Here is a 17,633-nt window from a genome sequence, read left to right on the forward strand (position 1 = left end):
CGAAGGCTGTTAGGATTAGATTATAATCATTATAAATAGTTACGTTTAACCGTTCGTAGTCATAGGTTGTTCACAATTTCCAACAAGAAAAGTGATAACTATATGGTATAATGGGAAGCGTGAAATAGAACGTGAGAGGTGTGAACACCTGATGCATACAATCGTAATCGGTGTCAATCACCGGACAGCACCTGTTGAAATAAGAGAGAAATTATCTTTTATTGAAACAGAACTGCCGCAGGCGATGCAAACATTGCAACAGCAAAAAAGTATATTAGAAAATATTATTATATCAACTTGTAATCGAACTGAAATTTATGCAGTTGTTGATCAGTTGCATACGGGTCGTTATTACGTGAAGAATTTCTTGGCTGAGTGGTTCGATTTGCCACTTGAGTCTTTCTCTTCTCATTTAATTATCATGGAAAATGATGGTGCGATTGAGCATCTGATGCGCGTATCGGCAGGCATCGATTCTATGGTACTTGGTGAGACACAGATTTTAGGTCAAGTGAGGGACAGTTTCCTTGAAGGCCAAACAATTGGTACAACAGGTACTGTTTTCAATGAGCTATTTAAACAAGCCGTAACGCTTGCGAAAAAAGCCCACACTGAAACTGCAATTGGCGATAACGCTGTCTCAGTTTCCTATGCTGCTGTAGAACTCGGTAAAAAGATCTTCGGTACATTGGACCAAAAGCATGTGGCCATTCTTGGAGCAGGCGAAATGGGTGAACTTGCCGTTAAGAACTTGCACGGAAGCGGTGCAAGCAAAGTGACAGTTGTTAACAGGACACTGTCGAAAGCGGAAGTCCTTGCCGATAAATTCGGAGGTGTTGCGAAGTCAATGCAAGAACTGCAATGTACACTTCTGGAAGCAGATGTACTGATTAGTTCAACAGGTGCAAACGACTTCGTTATCGATTTTGAACTTATGCAGTTAGTAGGTCGGTTGCGTAAAGGAAGACCAATATTTATGGTAGATATCGCAGTACCGCGGGATTTGGATCCACGTATCGGCGATCTACCAAATGTTTTCCTTTACGATATCGATGATTTACAAGGAATTGTGGAAGCGAATCTCGCGGAAAGAAAGCGAGCAGCCGAAGAAATTGGCCTTATGATTGAGCAGGAACTTGTCGTATTTAAAGAATGGGTTGCTACACTTGGAGTGGTTCCGATTATATCGGCACTTCGTCAAAAAGCGAATCGCATCCAATCGGAGACAATGGCGAGTATTGAAAACAAAATGCCAAATTTAACTGAACGTGAAAAGAAAGTATTAAGCAAGCATACGAAATCTATCGTTAATCAATTATTGAAAGATCCTATTCTACAGGCGAAAGAGCTGTCAATGGATCCGAAAGCATCCGAAAAGTTGGAATTGTTCCAGCAAATATTCGGTATTGATGAAGATGTAGTAAATGAGAAAGAAACGCTTGCAAAACAGGCGAAACAACGGTTAAAAGTCAGAGCTGAAAGACATGCGACGGCACAACCGGATTTGACATTTTGAACGTTTGTCAAAGGGGCGTTTCCGCATCAGTGTGATACACTATAGATGCAGAAACGCCCCTATTAGTTCGGAAAGGCAGAGAGGTTATCATGGCTGAAATGATGATGGCGAGACTGCATGAAGTAATGGTCGTACTCTATGCAGTAAGCCTTGTTTTTTATTTTATAGATTACTTGAATAAGGATACGTTTGCACACCGAAGCGCTTTTTGGATTTTAACCGTCGTCTACTTTCTACAAACATTCTTTCTTGTGATGTATATAATCGAATGGCAAAGGTTCCCTGTACTCACTCTTTTTGAGGGGATTTACTTTTACGCTTGGTTGTTGATTACTTTATCAATTGTCATGCATCTGTTTTACAAAGTTGGTCACGCCGTCTTTTTCTTAAATGTGATTGGATTCATCTTTATGACAATTCATACATTTGGACCTGAACAAATTGAACAGTCGCCGATTGGGGAAGCGCTTATTTCAGAGCTGCTATTCATCCATATTACATTCGCGATTTTGTCTTATGCAGCGTTTGCGATGTCATTCGTTTTTTCGATACTCTATCTTCTTGTTTATAAAGTTTTAAAGAAGAAGAAATGGTCAAAACAATTTAATAGGCTTCCTTCTCTTCATCAAACAGAGATAGGCATGAAGGCGTCTCTTTATACAGGTATTCCGTTTCTGCTCGTCAGTTTAATTCTCGGCATGCAGTGGGCGATAGTTGCACTCGATGTATGGTCCTTTTTTGATATGAAGATTATTGGTTCGTTTATCCTTCTTGCCATTTACGGTTCTGTATTATTCTTGAAGCGAAGTGGCAAGCTAACAGGAAATGACTTTGCATGGGCGAACGTATTTGCATTCCTTTTTGTTATCATCAATTTTTTTCTTGGAAGTAAGTTATCCGGGTTCCATTTTTGGTTATAACTTAATACAGCCGGGTTTCAAACCCCAGCTGTATTAAGTTAAAGCCTCTGGCGGATGCTACAGATTTTTTTTGGATTTATTATCAAGCAAACTCGAAAAAATCTGAACACAAATACGCCAAGGTGTATTCGATTAAGAAAGGTTGGATTAGTTAATATGAGAAAAATAATCGTAGGTTCAAGAAGAAGTAAACTTGCATTGACACAAACAAACTGGTTTATAGACCAGATGAAAGCTGCCGGTGCTCCATTTGAATTCGAAGTGAAAGAAATCGTTACAAAAGGAGACCAAATCCTAGATGTAATGCTGTCGAAAGTTGGCGGTAAAGGGCTTTTCGTGAAAGAGATTGAGCAGGCATTATTTAATAAAGAAATCGATTTCGCTGTACATAGCATGAAAGACATGCCAGCCGTTCTTCCAGAAGGACTTGTTATCGGTTGTATTCCTCCGCGTGAAGATGCGCGCGATGCATTCATTTCGAATGGTCATGTGAAATTCATGGACTTACCAGTAGGTGCTAAAGTTGGAACGTCTAGTTTACGTCGTAGTTCACAATTACTGCTTCTGCGTCCCGATCTTGACATCCAATGGATTCGTGGCAATATCGATACACGTCTGAAAAAAATGGTTGACGGTGAATACGATGCGATTCTTCTTGCAGCTGCCGGCATGAAGCGAATGGGCTGGAGCGCGGATGTGACTACGGAATATATGTCCGTTGAAGATTGTATTCCAGCAGTAGGACAAGGGGCACTAGCAATTGAATGCCGTTTTGATGATAAAGAGTTACTTGCAGAACTTGCGAAATTAACGGATGAAAAAACATGGAAAGAAGTTGAAGCAGAGCGTACTTTCCTAACTGAAATGGATGGTTCGTGCCAAGTTCCGATTGCCGGATTTGCGCAATATAACGGTAGCGAAATCGAATTGACGGGCTATATTGCTTCTCCAGACGCAACACAAGTGTTTAAAAAGACTTTCTCAAGCACGGATCCCGTTGAAGCGGGTATGGAAGTTGCAAAAATATTGCGTGCCGAAGGGGCTTCAGAAGTGATTGAGAAAGTGAAGGCGGATATGGATGCGTGATCGTCAACCGCTGTTAGCTGAAACGGTCATCTTTACAGGGACTCCGAAGTCTAAAGATGTCTTTGAATTGGTAAAGCGCTACGGAGGGACGCCTGTTTCATTGCCGCTTATCCAAGTGGCGGAGTTAGTGGAACAGACAGATGAACTTCGTTTGACCGCTTGTCCGATGTATGATTGGTTAATATTCACAAGTCAAAGTGCGGTTGCGGCGTTTGGTGCAAAACTCAATCGTCATGGTGTTTCTTCGGAATCAATTCCAGCGAAAATAGCAGCCGTAGGCACTCGAACTGCAGAAGCGCTTGAAAAAATTGGTTTTACAGTCGATTTCATCCCAACCGTGTTCAGTGCAGATACATTCGTAAAGGAATTTAATCCTGCTGAAACAGATATTCGACGTATTCTTTTTCTACGCGGATCAATTGCAGGCGTCACCATCAAAGAGGAAATTCCTTTTGAAGTGGATGAATGGACAGTTTATGCGACAGAGCGTGCAAATGATTTCATCGATTCACTCGTAGATTTATTGCAACAACAACAGCATTTGAGCGTTTTATTCGCAAGTCCTTCGGCAGTTGAAGTTTTTGCTGAAGAAGTGGCTCCGCGGACAGGTTGGAACGGCTTTACAATCGGGGCTATCGGACATGTGACGGAAAAAGCATTGCTAGAAGTTGGTGCGGTCGTTCATGTTAGACCCGATACATACACACTTATGGATCTCGTCGAGAAATTGGCGGGGCGAAAGGAAGGGTAATTTTGGATACTTTACAATTCAGACGCAACAGACGTTTGCGCACTTCAACTACATTGCGTTCTATGGTGAGAGAAACTGTTCTGAGGAAAGAGGACTTCATCTATCCGATTTTTGTTATAGATGGGGAAGACATCAATAATCCAATCGCTTCTATGCCGGGTGTGTTCCAGAAATCACTCGACCATTTTACAATTGAACTCGACGAAGTTGTGTCACTTGGAATTCCATCAATTATTTTATTTGGTCTTCCGGCAACTAAGGACGAATTGGGGTCGGAAGCTTATTCTGATCAAGGGATTGTCCAAAAAGCCACTCGTTTAGCGAAAGAACGTTATCCTGAACTTGTCGTCATTGCGGATACTTGCCTGTGCCAATATACAGATCACGGACATTGCGGTGTTCTAGAAGACGGTAACGTATTAAACGACCCGTCATTGGAACTGTTGACGCGTACTGCAGTAAGCCAGGCGAAGGCGGGAGCGGACATCATTGCACCGTCGAATATGATGGACGGTTTTGTAGCAGCTATTCGCCAAGGGTTAGACGCAACTGGTTTTGAGCATATCCCGATTATGTCATATGCAGTGAAATATGCATCCGCCTATTACGGACCATTCCGTGACGCTGCGGAATCCACTCCTCAATCAGGCGATCGCAAAACGTATCAAATGGATCCAGCAAACCGCATAGAAGCAATGCGTGAAGCGGAATCAGATGTTGCAGAAGGTGCTGACTTCCTAATCGTTAAACCGGCGCTTTCGTATCTCGATATTATGCGTGATGTCAAAGACAATTTTACATTGCCAGTAGTTGCATACAATGTGAGCGGCGAGTATGCAATGGTTAAAGCAGCAGCGCAAAATGGTTGGATTGATGAAAAAGCAATCGTTCTTGAAACGTTGACAAGTATGAAGCGTGCGGGTGCGGATCTCGTTATGACGTACCATGCGAAAGATGCGGCACGCTGGCTGGAGGAGAAATAATTGGGTAGAAATTATGAAAAGTCGAAACAAGCATTTGCTGAAGCGGTAAATCTTATGCCAGGAGGAGTTAACTCTCCTGTTCGTGCATTCAAATCTGTCAATATGGACCCGATTTTCATGAAGAGCGGAAAAGGCGCTATTCTTACAGACATCGATGGCAATGAATATATCGATTATGTACTATCTTGGGGTCCGCTTATTCTCGGTCATTCTGATCAAGACGTAGTTGAAGGCATTAAGCGCGTTGCAGAAACTGGAGCAAGCTTTGGTGCACCAACGTTAGCGGAAAATGAACTTGCGAAACTTGTTATTGAACGCGTTCCTTCAATTGAAATGATTCGTATGGTGTCATCCGGTACGGAAGCAACGATGAGCGCACTACGTTTGGCGCGCGGTTATACTGGTCGCAATAAGATTTTGAAATTTGAAGGCTGTTATCACGGTCACGCTGACTCACTGCTCATTAAAGCGGGTTCTGGCGTTGCAACACTTGGCCTACCAGATAGCCCGGGTGTGCCTGAATCGGTTGCGAAAAACACAATTACTGTTCCTTATAACGATTTAGAAAGCATTAAAGTCGCAATTCAAGAATTTGGTGACGACTTAGCGGCAATTATTGTTGAGCCTGTCGCGGGTAATATGGGTGTTGTCCCACCTGAACCAGGTTTCCTTGAAGGATTGCGTGAGTTGACAGAGAAAAACGGCACGCTTCTTATTTTTGATGAAGTAATGACGGGCTTCCGTGTTGGCTATAATTGCGCACAAGGTTATTACGGTTTGACGCCGGATATTACATGTCTCGGAAAAGTAATTGGCGGCGGCCTTCCAGTTGGTGCATATGGAGGGAAACGTGAAATTATGGAAAACATGGCTCCTGCAGGAACGATTTATCAGGCAGGAACTTTATCAGGTAATCCACTGGCGATGACTGCAGGTATTGAAACGTTGAAAAAACTAACGCCTGCATCTTATGAACACTTCATTAAACTTGGTGATCAGCTAGAAGCCGGTTTCCGTTCGGCGGCTGAAAAGTTTGATATCCCGCACACGGTAAACCGTGCAGGCTCGATGATCGGCTTTTTCTTCACCAACGAAAAAGTGTCGAATTACGACAAAGCGAAAACGGCTGACCTTGAATTATTTGCTGATTACTATCGCTTAATGGCTGAAGAGGGTATCTTCCTTCCACCATCTCAGTTTGAAGGCATGTTCCTATCAACTGCGCATACAGAAGCGCATATTGAAAAGACGATTGAAGCGTTCCATACGGTGTTTGCTAAACTTCGTGCGTAAAAAAAGCTTAGTCAATTCAAATACGAATTCGATAGTTGTGTTTGTTTTAATAATAAAGACAATATCCTCCGACTAGTTTACTGGTCGGAGGATATTTGCGTTCGATCTATTTAATCTTCTATTGTAACCATGCCGCGCATACAATTGTTTGTGAAGGAATAGAAGGAGGGAACAGGTATGGAGAAAAAACAGTGGTCAATGGAGGAAAGTTTCTATTTCCCAGAACATGCTGGTGTACCGACTGGTGTACAGTCAGTCACAGTGACGCCAAGGTATACTGAAGAGCGTACAGAAGACTCAGTCCGGTTGACAGGCATTTATCATATTGCGGCGAATGTCGAATTCGGTGAAGGGCTAAGGGCGGAGGAATGGGACGATTCATTTATCCTCATTGACGATGTCGAAGTGGATGGCAAAGACGGTTATTTTGAATACGCGGTACCGCTTAATATTGACTTGCCTTCAGTAGCAGAGAGCCCATTGGAGATTGTAACAACGCAAGCAACAGGTAAATCAGACGGACAAGGTACTTATGGAGTTGTCTGGAATGTAGAATGTACGTACACAGAAGCGGTTGCAATAGTGGAAGAGCCTGAGGAAGTGCAAGTAGCGGTCGCGGTTGCAGCGCCGATTGTAGCAGCAATTGACAGCACTCCGTTAGACGAGATGGACGAAGTGCTGTCGTTCATTGCGGAGCTTACGGATGGCATATCGACGACAGCCTACCGTTCAAATGATGTTTTTGTAAAGAACGAAAGCTAAACCACACAGGAAACAGAACAATAGAAAGTCGCCTGTCGTCGGTATGATCAATAATCGTACCAACTGAAAAAGGCAAATAGGGATAATGATTCCTTTACAGTAAAATCGACATCTTCGAAGCCAAGGAGGAAGTAGGTAAGGGTTATATCCTCTACGCATAACACAATCCTTTCGTTATATACTTGACGAGCAACCGGTTATTCCGTTACAATTATTGCAATTGTATATGGATGCGATGATTGGGATAGTACGTGAATGGATTAGACTAAAGAGAGGGTTCGAGTGCTGAAAGGACCTGTCGATTATTTACCGAATGTAACCCATGAGCAGTTTCCGTGAAAGTGTGTTCAAAAAGAAAAACATTTTTGAGCGTAGTAGCGGAAGCCGGTTTGAAGCCGTTATCGAAGTTTGAGGTGCACAGCTCTTTTGTGTGCACGAATAAAGGTGGTACCGCGAACAGCTCCTTCGTCCTTTAAGGCGATAGGAGTTTTTTTGTACCCAAAAATAAAGGAGGAAATAACATGTCAACTGAAAACAACACGTCGATGCCGACGAAATATGATCCACAGACAATTGAAGCAGGTCGTTACGAATGGTGGCTGAAAGGGAAGTACTTTGAAGCGCAACCAGAAAGCGATAAAACGCCCTATACAATTGTTATTCCGCCGCCGAACGTCACAGGTAAACTTCACCTAGGCCATGCATGGGATACAACCTTACAAGACATCATGACGCGTATGAAACGTATGCAAGGCTATGATGCACTATGGCTTCCAGGAATGGATCATGCGGGAATCGCGACACAGGCTCGTGTTGAAGCAAAACTTCGTGAAGAAGGAACGACACGTTATGATTTAGGCCGCGAAAAATTCGTTGAAGAAACATGGAAATGGAAAGACGAGTACGCAGGACATATTCGTGCGCAATGGGCGAAACTTGGTTTGGGTCTTGATTATACACGTGAACGATTTACCCTGGATGAAGGACTTTCGAAAGCAGTACAGGAAGTTTTCATTAAACTCTACAACAAAGGGCTTATCTACCGTGGCGAATATATTATCAACTGGGATCCGGCAACGAAAACAGCTATATCCGATATCGAAGTTATCCATAAAGACATACAGGGTGCTTTCTATCATATGCGTTACCCACTAGCAGACGGAACGGGCAGTATCGAAATTGCGACAACTCGACCTGAAACAATGCTTGGGGACACTGCTGTTGCAGTCCATCCTGAAGATGAGCGCTACAAGCATTTAATCGGCAAAACGGTTAAATTACCGATTGTCGGCCGTGAAATCCCGATTATTGCAGACGATTATGTCGACATGGAATTTGGAAGTGGTGCCGTGAAAATTACACCTGCACATGACCCGAATGACTTTGAAATCGGTAACCGTCACAATCTTCCACGTGTTCTTGTGATGAATGAAGACGGTTCAATGAATAAGCTTGCTGGTAAATACGAAGGAATGGATCGCTTCGAATGCCGTAAAGAAATCGTTAAAGACTTGCAGGAGATGGCTGTTCTATTCAACATTGAAGAACATAATCATTCTGTCGGTCACTCTGAACGCAGTGGTGCTGTCGTTGAACCGTATTTATCAACACAATGGTTCGTTAAAATGCAGCCACTTGCTAATGAAGCGATTAAATTACAAGAAGCAGAAGACAAAGTAAACTTTGTCCCGGACCGTTTCGAAAAAACGTATTTAACATGGATGGAAAATGTCCATGACTGGTGTATCTCGCGTCAACTTTGGTGGGGCCACCGCATCCCAGCTTGGTACCACAACGAAACGGGCGAAATACATGTCGGTCATGAAGCGCCTGCTGACAGTGAAAACTGGAGCCAGGACAATGACGTTCTTGATACATGGTTCTCATCTGCGCTTTGGCCGTTCTCAACAATGGGCTGGCCGGATCTCGACAATGAAGAATTTAAACGTTATTACCCAACAGATGCACTCGTAACGGGCTATGACATCATTTTCTTCTGGGTATCACGGATGATCTTCCAAGGCATCGAATTTACAGAACAGCGTCCATTTAAAGACGTCTTAATTCACGGACTCGTACGTGCAGAAGATGGTCGTAAAATGTCTAAATCACTTGGTAACGGCGTCGACCCAATGGATGTTATTGAAAAATACGGAGCGGATGCACTGCGCTACTTCTTGTCAACCGGTTCATCGCCAGGGCAGGACCTTCGCTACTCAACTGAAAAAGTTGAAGCCATCTGGAACTTTGCCAATAAAATCTGGAATGCATCCCGTTTCGCACTTATGAACATGGATGGCATGACTTACGAAGAAATAGATTTGACTGGTGAAAAATCCGTTGCAGATGCATGGATTCTGACAAGGTTGAATGAAACAATCGACCAAGTGACGAAACTTGCAGATCGTTATGAGTTCGGTGAAGTCGGCCGTGCACTTTATAACTTCATCTGGGATGATTTCTGTGACTGGTACATCGAAATGGCGAAACTGCCATTATACGGTGAAGATGAAACAGCGAAGAAAATGACACGCTCAGTACTGGCATACGTACTCGATAATACAATGCGTCTATTACACCCATTCATGCCGTTTATTACAGAAGAAATCTGGCAGAACCTACCGCATGAAGGCGAGTCAATCACAATCGCTGCATGGCCGGTTGCAGATCCTGATCTTACTGATAAAACGCGTGCAACAGATATGAAACTGCTGATGGATATCATCCGCGCAGTACGTAATATCCGTGCAGAAGTAAATACACCATTAAGCAAAAAAGTACCACTCTATATTTCAGCTAAAGACGATGCAACTGTAGCCGTGTTGGAAGCAAATCGCAGCTACATCGAACGATTCTGTAACCCTGAGACATTAACGCTAGGCAACAACATCACAGCACCAGGCAAATCGATGTCAGCTGTCGTTACAGGAGCAGAACTGTTCTTACCACTTGAAGGTCTTTTGAACATTGACGAAGAGCTCGCACGTCTGACAAAAGAACTTGCGAAATGGCAAGGTGAAGTAAAACGCGTTCAAGGCAAACTTTCCAACGAACGCTTCATGTCAAAAGCGCCTGAAGCAGTAGTTGCAGAAGAGCGAGCTAAAGAAAGTGACTATCTAGAAAAATACGCGGCAGTAGAGCGGCGTATGCAGGAATTGAAGGAAATCTGATTTTAAAGCAAAGAGACCTTATCGCGAATATGCGATGAGGTCTTTTCGTTTGATAAATTATTCATCGAGTTGCTTAAGGCTAGTAATTTGAATTATTGTTATATCAGTTTTGATTATGAATTATAGAATGTGGTAATATAGATTTATATTAGTCTATGAATATTTAATAATATAGTACAAACATAGGGATAAATAACTATATAAGGCAAAGTAAATATTTCTTTAGAATAGGCTTCGACTATCACTGTTAAGCGCCTTCGATTAACTTTTAAATGTATGCATATGTTCAATATAAATAGCACGAATGAAAAGGATGATAGACATGGGGAAGTTTAAACTTAAAAAGGCTTTGGGGGAAAATGGGTTATCACTTGTTGAAGTGCTTGCCTCTTTCGTTATTTTAACCCTCTTACTAACAACCTTTTTAATGATGTTCATACAGTCAGCTAAGGTTAATAAGGCATCTGAGCATATTATTGATGCGACTTATATTGCGCAGACTGAGATGGAAAATATATATGCGCTAAGTAAAACTACTAAAAATGGTGCAAAAGAAGCGACTATTAAAGGTTTAGGTTATACAAATGGATCAAAGGAAAATGGTTGGATTGTATTTGAAAAAAAGTATAATTCTAATGTTTTAATAAAAGTTAAATTACAAAATAAAAAAGGTAACATGGATCGTGTATTAGTGGAAGTGCGTGGTATACCTGATGATAACCTTCAAGCCCAAATGGAAAATGTAGTAGTTTGGAGGGCTGATTAAAAATGAAAAAGTATTTAAATAATGAAAGAGGACTCACCTTAGTTGAAATCCTTGCAGTTATAATCATTGGCTCGATTATTATGTTATTAATTTCAAATGTTCATTTATTTGGCCAGAAACAATATAAAAGCCAATCAGAAAAATCAAGGCATTTATATGATGTGACCTATGCAGCGAAGGTGATTACGAAGGAGATTCGGAAAGCTGACGAGAAGGGAATAGCAAATATTGGTTCAAAGAGCGATCACATCAAATTGACAAGTGTTATTGAGTATAAATATAATAGTGCGAATAAATCTATTGAGAATAAAGATGGAACGATTTTTGTTAAAGATATTGAAAATTTTTATGTAAGTAAGTCTAGTAGTGAAGTGGTTCTTAGAATTATTAGTATTACTGGTGAAGAAATTAACACTAAGATAACACTAAGAAAGGGTGACTAATTTGGAAAAGCCGCCAAGAAGAAATCATTTTCATACAAACAATAGCGGATTCACCCTTGTTGGTGTATTAATGGTACTTGTTGTTTTATCTGTCCTTGGACTAAGTATTTTGATGATCACATCAAACTCTGTGAAATTGTCTGCAGGGGAAAGAGATGATCAATCTGTGTTTTATATTGCTGAGGCTGGGTTAACTGTTGAAATGGATGAGATAGAGGGTCAGATACAGTCAACTTACAGCAATACAAACGATGCAAATAGCTTTTTTAATGAACTATTCCAAAAAATTATCATTTCAGGGAAATATTCTTCAACATCATTTGAGAAGACTTTGGGAGAAATAACTCCTAAAGCAAAAATAGATGTAGTAGAACAAAATAGTGGGAATCCTACTCGATTATATAAACTTACTTCAACAGGTATTATCGATAAAAAAAGTAGGGTAGTGGAACGTGAATTTTCAGTGACATGGGTACCTAAAAGCAGTGGGTTTGGTGAAATGGCGATTATTATGAAGGAAGATATTATTTTGAACGGAAAAGTTGTGGGAGATATAGCGACTCTTAAAAAGGGAGTGGGTAGTGTACAAGTAGATTGGGCTGGAAATGAAGTGTTTTTTGGCGAAATTTATGTTCCACCTGGTTATGAGCAGAGTGCAATATCAAGAAAGGACTGGATGAAATTTAATCCGGTAGTTCATCGAATCAACACTTTACCTGAATTTATTCTGCCAAGATTCCCGTCAATACCGACTTACCCTAATAGTAATAAGTTTAACTATATATCTCTTGAATATGGGGATGAAACCATGAAGTTAGATGGGAATTCAACAATGGGGAAGTTAATTGTAAGTGGCAGTCATAAATTAACAATAGATGTAGGAGATTCTGATAAAGAACTTGTTTTGGATGAGTTAGATCTTGGTGGAAGTGGTGTGATCTTTATTAGAGGAAAAGGGAAACTAAAATTATATATCAAAAACAAGCTTAACATTACAAATGGAATGTTGAACCCACAAACCCTTACTGAGAAATTGGAAAAGAAAGTCGATGCGGATAATATTAGTGAAGACCATCTCAGAAAACTTGAAATTTATTATAAAGGATCAAATACATTTTCAGTTAGTTCAAATTTGAAAATATATGCATCTATATATACGGAAACTGCAAATGTTTCTATAACAAGTAGTTCATCTATATTTGGAAATATTCTTTCTGGTGGAAGGTCATTTAAAGTGACAGGTAATGGGAATGTACAGCCATCATTATATTTTGCGCCGAATGCCGATTTTGAAGTGTCAGGTAGTGGCAAGGTTTATGGTTCAATTATTGGGAAATCGATTAACATATTTGGTGGTGGAGAAGTCCACTATAAATCTCCTTTATTAACTGATGGTTCACTTGCTCCCGGATTCGGAAGTTCTGGAGAAGTGGAGATTGTTAAAAAAGCCGAGAGAGAGAAGTGAATATTGGGTTAAAAATATTCTGGTGCCAGTCACTCAAACCATTTATGTCTTTTCTACAATTATAGGAAAAGGTGTATCTACAAAAATCTCTTTGTGTCAAAAGTGACAGTGGGAGATTTTTTGTAGTAAGCTCTTCTTTGTTTATCACTTACATAAAAATAGTCAAATATGAATTATAAACTTATTCAATTTACGAATGGAGGAAAAGATGAAATTCCATCTCTTCGTCTTAATTGTGTTATCACCTAGGAGGCTTATATTAGTTTCGATATTGGCAATCGAGAATTAATTATCGAAACAACGGACTTTGAAAATAAGGATATTCAAACAGTGAGCATTATTGAGGGAGATTCATTCGTGTCATCAGGTCTTGATCCAGAAACTTTAATGAGTTCTTGATTTGGAGATGGATTTGAAATTATTCCTGTATTAAGGGGGCAACTAGGAATGTTTATAGGGAACCTTTATTTCGAACATTGGAACTTGGTTTTGGTCTATGAAATTGAAAATCGTCGGTACTGAAGATTTGCGAGTGTCTGTCTTGGTCGCATGAGGAACGTTGTCTGGGGTGTCCCTATAGTATTGTACTTAAGTGAAGTCGCTCACACAATTCACTTATAGAATCATGAAATTCTGAGGACTTTATTGTGAAGAAGAGATACCATGCAATCATAATATTAATTATCACAGTTGCTGCAATTTACCTGAGTGCGAATAAGAATACTTTGGAGTCAAGCCACTTTTTTAATAATAAGATTGACACTCAAGAACCTTATAATGAGTGAAGAAGTGATGGAACGCAGCCAGACTTAGAAGCCTTCATAAAAAAAGAAGTGGATCAATATATGTATCTTAACTTCGGAAGTGTTTTCGAAACAACTTGGTATGATTCGGTATCAGGCTCATCTGCCACTATTAATGAAAGTGGTCGGGTATTTGTTGTGCAATCTAAGGGGGATAGCTTTGATTCGAAAGCATACAATTATAGGAGTGGCATTTTGTATTATTTCAATGACAAGACATTAGATTCGAGGTACAAGGTAGATAAAGTAATTTTGATTTCCGAGGATTTTGGGATTCTTAAAGAGTCCAAGATTATTAAATCGTGAGATGCTCATGTCATTCATTCTTTGGCTAAAACTATATATTCGGCACTACTTATTTAGAATTAATTAAGTGGTATATCTCACCCGTATAACTAAAAAGTCTAGAGAAGGAGCGACAAAGCGGTATTAGGGGAATATTCCATTTGTTAAGTGCCGACTATACTGCTTTGGAATTCTATCTGTCATTAAGGTAACTATATATATTAAACATACGACCACAAGTGAAAACTGAGCGAAGTGGATTTGAAGGGAATCTGTATATCAACTTCATCCATGGTGCAAAGTCACTCATACAATTAAAATAATGAAAAAAGATCAGACATCTACGTAAGTGTCTGATCTTCTGCATGTTTACTCAAGTTGCTTGTCTTTATGTGTCCCGGGAAAGTTTCACCTTAATATACCCCATCAATTTCTCCGCTACCGAAAGCTCATACGTAACATACAATGACCGTGCCCCGACAGGATCCTCAATCTCATTCAACAGCCATCTTCCTTCAGGCAACAACAAAAAGTCAATCCCCACATAATCGCTTTTTATTGCTCGGGAAATAGTATGCGCATCTTTTTCCTGCCAGCTAGAAAGTATGTATTTTTCGACGGAGCCACCAAGTGTGTAGTTTGATTTGAATGTCCCATGACCAGTGCGTTTTACGGCTCCGACAACTTCATTGCCAATCATAAATACGCGTATATCTCGGGCACCGGATTCGATGAAGGGTTGGACAATTAGTTTTCGGTCGTGGAATTTGGTGAAAAACAACTTCGCGTCCGCAGTTGATGTACAAAGAAAAACTTCATTCCCACCATGGCCATCGACCGTTTTCAACACGCAAGGATACGAATTAATTTCTTCGATAGAACGAATTCTTCGCGTAGGCACAGCTGGAACGCCGAGCAGGTTAGCAAGTTCAAATGTCCGCAATTTATCGTTTGCAATTCGGTTCACTTCTGCTCGGTTGAATACTCGAAAACCTTTTAGTTCAAATGTAGCAGCGCGTTCAGGATTGCGATCTCTGAAAAGAATGAAATCTGCATCTGAATTTGGTTTTTCATCTTCAACTAGCAATTGCAGTTCAATTCCAATTTTCTCGGATTCGATTATCAAATCATCAATAAACGCATGATTTCTAACTGATTCAGCCTTTGAATAATAAACATAGCCCTTCAACCTAACTTCCTCAAAATATAGGCGATCATCGCATCTGCAACATTGATCCCGGTCACATTGTAAATATTACGAATGTGGGCGGCCGCATTGACCTCACAGACGAGGGGTTCTTCGTTGTCACCGAACAATAAGTCGACACCGGCAAACTCTGCACCGACTGCGTGGGCAGCTTGTATCGCTAACGCTTTCTGTTGGTCTGTTAGTTCGATTACTGTTGCCACACCGCCATTCGTTATATTCGCCCGGAAATCAGTTTCAGAGTGACGGTGCATTGCTGCTACAATCTCGTCCCCGACGATGTTCACCCGAATATCACGACCTCTGCTTGTTGCGATGAATTTCTGAAATACATAGTCGATACCGCGCAATTCATCCGTCTTTTCATAAAATTGCTCTTCTGTTTCAATCAAATACACTTTCATGCCGAATGAACCATGACCTTCTTTAATGACCATTGGCAGTCCTAGACGTCCCAACACTTGTTCATAGTAACCTGAATCTTTGATTGTGAAATTCGGATACACTTTCGGTGCAATAATTGTTTCGGGCATCGCAATGCCCTGCTTCGAAAGTTCGAGATATTGTATGGCTTTATTATCACATGTTTCAATGACATCGGGATCGTTGAAAACAGGGATTCCTGAGTTTTTCAAGAAATTAGCGAGTAGAATATCTTTATCTAGAAAGATAACAAAATCGGGACGATTCTCTAAAACCGTATCCAAATTCATCATCACTTCATAGTTCTTCTTGAGTTCAGTGCAAACACCCGCGCGTTCCGCAGCTTCTTTCATCAGTTCAGCTTGATCCTTAAATTTATCGCTTGTTAAACTTCCATTATAAATAACCCAACAACTTTGCATTAGGAACCCTCCGGGAATGATATACTTTTTCTAACTAGATTCTAACATACGGAGGGATAGTTTTGATTCCAAAAATGAATGTATATAAAAAACGATGGGGAATTGATAGTGATGACTCTATTAAGCCTGGTCTTGAGGCAGTGCAGGAAGCGCTTGTAAAAATGGGTAGTCCCGAAAAACCATTGCAAGTTATCCATGTAACAGGGACGAATGGGAAAGGTTCTACGATTGCATTTATGGAAGCAATTTTGAAAGAGCATGGATTGTCGACAGGTGTTTTTTCGTCGCCAGCAATTATCGACATACATGATCAAATACGTATAAATGGGGAAGTGATAACGGAAGAGGAATTAGATAAATCATTTCAGGCGATGAAGGAAGCAGGATTGAGCGGGTTCCTGACAGATTTTGAATTGCTAACTGTAGCAGCATTTACAACGTTTAGACGACTTGCGCCCGATTATGTTTTACTAGAAACAGGAATGGGTGGACTGCTAGACAGTACGAATGTCGTGACACCACTTGTTTCGGTTATTACTTCAATAGCACTTGATCATACTGCGTTTCTAGGGACGACTGTTGCGGAAGTGGCAAGGCATAAGGGAGGCATTATAAAAAAGGGAATTCCTGTTGTAACAGGGCTGTTACTTGAAGAGGAAGCACTCAAAGTTGTCCGTACTATTTCAAGTCAGCAAGGTAGCGCCCTTTTTATGTACGGTGAGCGTTTTGATATGAAGGATGATTTGTTTAACGGAACTGAAACGTTCCAGTTGGCTGGACGAAAAATGAAAGGGCTGCACCAAGGTGTAAATGCCGCGGTTGCGATTCAATCACTTCTAGTGGCTGGCATTCAGCTTGCTGAAGAAGCGGTCTCTTGGGCAGTTGCTATCACGCAACTCGCACATCGTTTCCAGGAAATATCACCAGGGGTCTTCGTGGATGGGGCACATAATCCTGCAGCTGCAAAGGCGTTAGCAGCCACAATTCGTTCGGAGTTCCCGGGGGAGAAAGTGGACTTCATTATTGGGATGCTAAAAGGGAAAGACATTGAGAAAACGCTGAATGAGCTCATCCACGTTGCGGCATCATTCACATTCCTGACGTTTCCACATCCTCAAGCGGCCACCGGCGAGCAATTAATGAAATATTGCCACCATGAAGTAAAAAAGGTGACAACTGCCGAAAGTAATACTATAATACTATCTAATGTAAGAAAAAAGAAGAAAATAGTAACGGGTTCACTATACCTACTGAGTAGTCTAATGGACTATCGAAAGAATTGATTACTCGAAAAACTTTTTTGGGTAATAGTGACAAATGTATTATGGTCTGATAAAC

The 17,633-nt window shown here is 40.8% G+C and carries 14 protein-coding genes and 1 other annotated feature; of the genes, 12 read left to right on the forward strand and 2 right to left on the reverse strand.

Annotation, left to right across the window (positions count from 1 at the left end):
• Positions 1-151: 151 nt before the first annotated feature.
• From hemA to ACGLYD_RS05615, 11 genes are all read left to right on the forward strand, one after another.
• A complete protein-coding gene (hemA, locus tag ACGLYD_RS05565; protein WP_187047445.1) occupies positions 152-1,516 on the forward strand; it encodes a glutamyl-tRNA reductase in 1,365 nt (454 codons plus the stop codon).
• An 89-nt stretch (positions 1,517-1,605) separates the two neighbouring features.
• Positions 1,606-2,436, forward strand: coding sequence for a cytochrome c biogenesis protein (locus ACGLYD_RS05570; RefSeq protein WP_067208068.1), 831 nt, complete (start codon positions 1,606-1,608; stop codon positions 2,434-2,436).
• 156 nt (positions 2,437-2,592) lie between these two features.
• On the forward strand, positions 2,593-3,522 hold the full coding sequence (hemC, locus tag ACGLYD_RS05575) for a hydroxymethylbilane synthase (protein WP_399631793.1): 930 nt from the start codon (positions 2,593-2,595) through the stop codon (positions 3,520-3,522).
• Entirely contained in the window at positions 3,515-4,273 is a 759-nt protein-coding gene (locus ACGLYD_RS05580; protein ID WP_399631796.1) for a uroporphyrinogen-III synthase, read from the forward strand. The genes hemC and ACGLYD_RS05580 overlap by 8 nt, the downstream gene beginning before the upstream one ends.
• A gap of 2 nt (positions 4,274-4,275) precedes the next feature.
• Positions 4,276-5,256 (forward strand): porphobilinogen synthase, encoded by a 981-nt coding sequence (gene hemB / locus ACGLYD_RS05585; RefSeq protein ID WP_082786533.1) that lies wholly within the window; start codon positions 4,276-4,278, stop codon positions 5,254-5,256.
• Entirely contained in the window at positions 5,257-6,549 is a 1,293-nt protein-coding gene (hemL, locus tag ACGLYD_RS05590; protein WP_399631799.1) for a glutamate-1-semialdehyde 2,1-aminomutase, read from the forward strand.
• 177 nt (positions 6,550-6,726) lie between these two features.
• On the forward strand, positions 6,727-7,311 hold the full coding sequence (locus tag ACGLYD_RS05595; RefSeq protein WP_399631801.1) for a hypothetical protein: 585 nt from the start codon (positions 6,727-6,729) through the stop codon (positions 7,309-7,311).
• Between the two features lie 226 nt (positions 7,312-7,537).
• Positions 7,538-7,787 (forward strand) — a binding site (T-box leader).
• Between the two features lie 45 nt (positions 7,788-7,832).
• Complete coding sequence (locus ACGLYD_RS05600; protein WP_399631803.1) at positions 7,833-10,481, forward strand: valine--tRNA ligase; 2,649 nt, start codon at positions 7,833-7,835, stop codon at positions 10,479-10,481.
• A 322-nt stretch (positions 10,482-10,803) separates the two neighbouring features.
• Positions 10,804-11,247: a hypothetical protein gene (locus ACGLYD_RS05605; RefSeq protein WP_399631806.1), complete on the forward strand. Its 444-nt coding sequence runs from the start codon at positions 10,804-10,806 to the stop codon at positions 11,245-11,247.
• Positions 11,248-11,249: 2 nt separating this feature from the next.
• The gene (locus ACGLYD_RS05610; protein WP_399631807.1) at positions 11,250-11,690 is read left to right on the forward strand and encodes a PilW family protein; all 441 of its coding nucleotides are present in this window, start codon (positions 11,250-11,252) and stop codon (positions 11,688-11,690) included.
• Between the two features lies 1 nt (position 11,691).
• Positions 11,692-13,155: a PilX N-terminal domain-containing pilus assembly protein gene (locus ACGLYD_RS05615; RefSeq protein WP_399631809.1), complete on the forward strand. Its 1,464-nt coding sequence runs from the start codon at positions 11,692-11,694 to the stop codon at positions 13,153-13,155.
• A gap of 1,476 nt (positions 13,156-14,631) precedes the next feature.
• Here ACGLYD_RS05615 and ACGLYD_RS05620 read toward each other — a convergent pair.
• Together ACGLYD_RS05620 and ACGLYD_RS05625 are read right to left on the reverse strand one after the other, a co-directional pair.
• On the reverse strand, positions 14,632-15,432 hold the full coding sequence (locus ACGLYD_RS05620) for a RimK family alpha-L-glutamate ligase (RefSeq protein ID WP_399631812.1): 801 nt from the start codon (positions 15,430-15,432) through the stop codon (positions 14,632-14,634).
• A complete protein-coding gene (locus ACGLYD_RS05625; protein ID WP_399631814.1) occupies positions 15,429-16,295 on the reverse strand; it encodes a RimK family alpha-L-glutamate ligase in 867 nt (288 codons plus the stop codon). The genes ACGLYD_RS05620 and ACGLYD_RS05625 overlap by 4 nt, the downstream gene beginning before the upstream one ends.
• Before the next feature lie 62 nt (positions 16,296-16,357).
• Here ACGLYD_RS05625 and ACGLYD_RS05630 point away from each other — a divergent pair, with 62 nt between their 5' ends.
• The gene (locus tag ACGLYD_RS05630; RefSeq protein ID WP_399631815.1) at positions 16,358-17,578 is read left to right on the forward strand and encodes a bifunctional folylpolyglutamate synthase/dihydrofolate synthase; all 1,221 of its coding nucleotides are present in this window, start codon (positions 16,358-16,360) and stop codon (positions 17,576-17,578) included.
• Positions 17,579-17,633: the final 55 nt, after the last annotated feature.

This window comes from Sporosarcina sp. SG10008 (genome assembly GCF_044569405.1).
Lineage (GTDB): Bacteria > Bacillota > Bacilli > Bacillales_A > Planococcaceae > Sporosarcina > Sporosarcina psychrophila.

What these genes read in the sequence shown, in the direction of transcription:
- ACGLYD_RS05610 (WP_399631807.1), top strand. Translation starts at nt 11,250, where the DNA reads ATGAAAAAGTATTTAAATAATGAAAGAGGACTCACCTTAGTTGAAATC.
- hemC (WP_399631793.1), top strand. Translation starts at nt 2,593, where the DNA reads ATGAGAAAAATAATCGTAGGTTCAAGAAGAAGTAAACTTGCATTGACA.
- ACGLYD_RS05600 (WP_399631803.1), top strand. Translation starts at nt 7,833, where the DNA reads ATGTCAACTGAAAACAACACGTCGATGCCGACGAAATATGATCCACAG.
- ACGLYD_RS05580 (WP_399631796.1), top strand. Translation starts at nt 3,515, where the DNA reads ATGCGTGATCGTCAACCGCTGTTAGCTGAAACGGTCATCTTTACAGGG.
- ACGLYD_RS05605 (WP_399631806.1), top strand. Translation starts at nt 10,804, where the DNA reads ATGGGGAAGTTTAAACTTAAAAAGGCTTTGGGGGAAAATGGGTTATCA.
- ACGLYD_RS05625 (WP_399631814.1), bottom strand. Translation starts at nt 16,295, where the DNA reads ATGCAAAGTTGTTGGGTTATTTATAATGGAAGTTTAACAAGCGATAAA.
- ACGLYD_RS05570 (WP_067208068.1), top strand. Translation starts at nt 1,606, where the DNA reads ATGGCTGAAATGATGATGGCGAGACTGCATGAAGTAATGGTCGTACTC.
- hemA (WP_187047445.1), top strand. Translation starts at nt 152, where the DNA reads ATGCATACAATCGTAATCGGTGTCAATCACCGGACAGCACCTGTTGAA.
- ACGLYD_RS05595 (WP_399631801.1), top strand. Translation starts at nt 6,727, where the DNA reads ATGGAGAAAAAACAGTGGTCAATGGAGGAAAGTTTCTATTTCCCAGAA.